Source organism: Kocuria sp. SM24M-10, from assembly GCF_001027955.1.
GTDB lineage: Bacteria > Actinomycetota > Actinomycetes > Actinomycetales > Micrococcaceae > Kocuria > Kocuria oceani.
Map to the genome: position 1 here is coordinate 1 of NZ_LDNX01000089.1, position 3,091 is coordinate 3,091.

Genomic DNA, 3,091 nt, shown 5'->3' on the forward strand with positions numbered 1-3,091 from the left:
GAGACATCAGGGATTCAGGGGATCCTTGCGGCATGAGAGAGCGCTCCTTTCCATGCCGAGAGAAGCCTGGGAGATGGGCTCCCGGCTTCTCTTGTACAGCCATCGCATCAGCTGACGATGTGAAGTAGACGGGACACCACCGGAGTCGCACAATCAGTCTTCGGTGAAAGGCATCTCACCGCGAAAGGCCGGGGCCCCTCCCCGGCCTTTCGCATGCCCAGCGCAGCGCCCACCCGCCCCGCGTGGTGCCCCCGGTCAGCGACCGGTCTCGTTCTATGGCACATAGAACATAGCTTTGCTCCGCCCGGGGCCGCCCCACTGATGCTGTCCAGCACGTGCGGGACAGACCTCCTCGGCCGCGTCTCCAGATCGGAGGCCGGCATCGACAGATCCGTCCTCTGCCGAGCCTTTCGCCCGCATTCCTTCGTCACCTTTGGGCAACTTCGGGACCACGACAGACACTGAAAGTGGGAGTTGGCGTGCTCACATCAACCGCTCCCACGGGAGGCCAGGGAGACCAGGCCCGGCCTCCCGCTACAACGCTGGCCCAGCACTCGTAAGGTCTCCGGCACTAGGCATCCTGGACCGCTGTGCAGGACACTCAGAGGTGGGGAACGGGATCCTCCTCCCCACGAAAAAAGCCGGGCACCACTCCCCGGCTTTTTTCGTGCCCACAGCAGCGGCAACTAGTCCTGGTCAGCGCCCCCACCCATCAGCACACCCCCTCAGCTCTGCTCCGCTCAACGCATCGCTGAGCCAACCAACGCACTTCTGAGCCGTCACACCTCTTGCATTCTTCGGCCGGCCCCTGGGGAAGACGCTCGTCACCACCTCCCCAGGAGTCCTCGGTGCGCACAACCAGGACACCCCAGCGCGCCCGAAACCGTCCCACCGCCAACCACCACGCCACCCCACCAGGCACCCGCTCGACCACATGGCCGAGCACAAGGACCCGTCTGGTCGCCTCACCCGGAACGGGTTAACCCCTCCCCCGTGAAGGGTGAGTCGGGGGCAGCAGGAGTCATCGACAGTGACCGTGGTTGCCGGAGCCAGCGGACGAAAAATGGGGCTGAGTCGGTGCCTGGTTGCGGTGCTTGGGACACCTCGGGCGGGAGGGAGCAGCTATGCCTGCGCGCGCCTGCGTTGGGTCACCTGAGCCTCGGTCATCGAATGATGCACTAGGTGTGGCAGTCCGCAGGGGTCCGTGTAGCCGGAGTCGGAGGACCTCGCTTCGCTCGGGCTAGAAACCCTCTGGGGACACCCCAGACCCCGAAGTATCTGATTTGGCAGCGGCGTGCCCTACCTGAATATTTGCAAGCGCCGTGTCAGGGTGGCCTACATGAACACAGCGACGTTTGCCGACGAGTGGACCGATCACTGGTTGCCTCGAGCTCCCCTTGCCGGTGACGTGAAGAGCCCGCGACCGAGCGTGTATCGCCACTCCCGAGCTCGTGCGCTGGAGCACTCCCACATCGAGGCCAACCCTCTGGCAGTCCGATCGTTGATCGTCACCGATCACGACGGCTCCGACGCCGACCAGATCGCTGATCTCAAGGGCCTGCCCGAGCCCTCCTACATCGCGCTGAACCCCTTCACCCGCTCCGGGCACATCGTCTACGCCCTGTCGACGCCCGTGTGCCTGACCAACTCCGCCCGTCGAGGGCCGATGAACCTGCTGGCGCGGGTCGAGACGGGTCTGTGTGACGTCCTCAGCGGCGATGTGGGCTACGCCGGGCGTCTGACGCGCAATCCCTGGCATCAGGGCTCCTTGCCCCTCTGGGGGGCCTCTGAGGCCTCCTACGGGCTTAGGGAGCTCTCCTGCGCCCTGAGCGACCTGGGAGCCCTGCCCGGCTACAGCCCGCGCAGCACGCTCACCCGGTCGGCAATCGGGCGTAACTGTGCCCTGTTCGACCTCACCCGCCGGTGGGCCTACCGCGCCTGGAGACGCCACTGCGACGACGCCACCGAGTGGGAAGCCGTCGTGCACGCCTACGCCTGGGACCGCAACCTGTCCGTCATCGGCGACGAGTTCACCCGCGGCCCCCTGGACGAGACCGAAGTGCTACACCTAGCCCGTTCGATCTCCCGCTGGACCTGGCGGAGGTTCTGGCACCAAGGCGGCCCCACCGCCTACGACGCACGATTCACCGCCACCCAAACGGCCCGCGCCAAGAAAAGCCACACCACCGGCAACCGCACCGTCACCGACAAGATGCGCACCGCCAACGCAGACCACGGCTTCCAGACCAAAATTGATCGTGAGACCTTCATGCAGGAGGCGTTCTGATGCCTGCCGAAATCCAACAACGGCGGAAGACAACCGCCAAAGAACTTGCAAAGCGACTGGGGTGCTCCGAGCGGACTGTTCGCCGCATCGCCGCTGAGCCTCGAACGGAGTTCCTGGCGCGTGCTGCTGAACGCCGGGCCCGTGCGCTAGCCCTCCGCGAGTCGGGAATGACCTACAAGCAGATCGCTGCGGAGATGGGCGAGAGCGTCGGCTCCGTGGGGCGGCTCATCCACTCCGCCCGCCACCACGCGAAAGAGAACACGTGAGTTGGCATGGTGAAACAAAGTCGGAACCGGCACCGGAACAGATTCCCTCCGCCGGCCAGACCGGTAACGATCTCTGATTCCGTCCCGTTGCCGCACGCCAGCTCATAGGCGACACTGGAACGGACATCGCCACCGATGTCCGCCTGAAGAGCACAGGGTGAACCCGTTCACCCGAGGAAAGCCGGGGTCGCCGCCCCGGCTTTTCTCTTGCCGCCCCAACGGAACCGGTGCCCTAACACTGTTGCCCCCTCCGCATGGCCATATCGCGTGTCGAGGCTGTGAGAGACACTGGCCATGGGTGCCAGCGTCGCCACCCGAGGAAAAGCCGGGTGCCCATGCTCGGCTTTTCTTCGGCCACGGAGCAGCACCGACGCCGCATGAATCCGTTTGCATCCATTACTTACCGAACCGTCATAAAGCTTGTCCGGTTGGACACATGATGCCGATCGGGGACACTGGCGGCGGGGGAGAGACATCAGGGATTCAGGGGATCCTTGCGGCATGAGAGAGCGCTCCTTTCCATGCCGAGAGAAGCCTG

The 3,091-nt window shown here is 65.0% G+C and carries 2 protein-coding genes; both read left to right on the top strand.

The genetic code is table 11. The features are described 5' to 3' along the window. Positions 1 to 1,429 precede the first annotated feature (1,429 nt). Positions 1,430 to 2,287, top strand: coding sequence for a replication initiation protein (locus ABL57_RS10185; RefSeq protein ID WP_160310786.1), 858 nt, complete (start codon positions 1,430 to 1,432; stop codon positions 2,285 to 2,287). Next, positions 2,287 to 2,553: a sigma factor-like helix-turn-helix DNA-binding protein gene (locus tag ABL57_RS23290; RefSeq protein ID WP_082157363.1), complete on the top strand. Its 267-nt coding sequence runs from the start codon at positions 2,287 to 2,289 to the stop codon at positions 2,551 to 2,553. The genes ABL57_RS10185 and ABL57_RS23290 overlap by 1 nt, the downstream gene beginning before the upstream one ends. Positions 2,554 to 3,091: the final 538 nt, after the last annotated feature.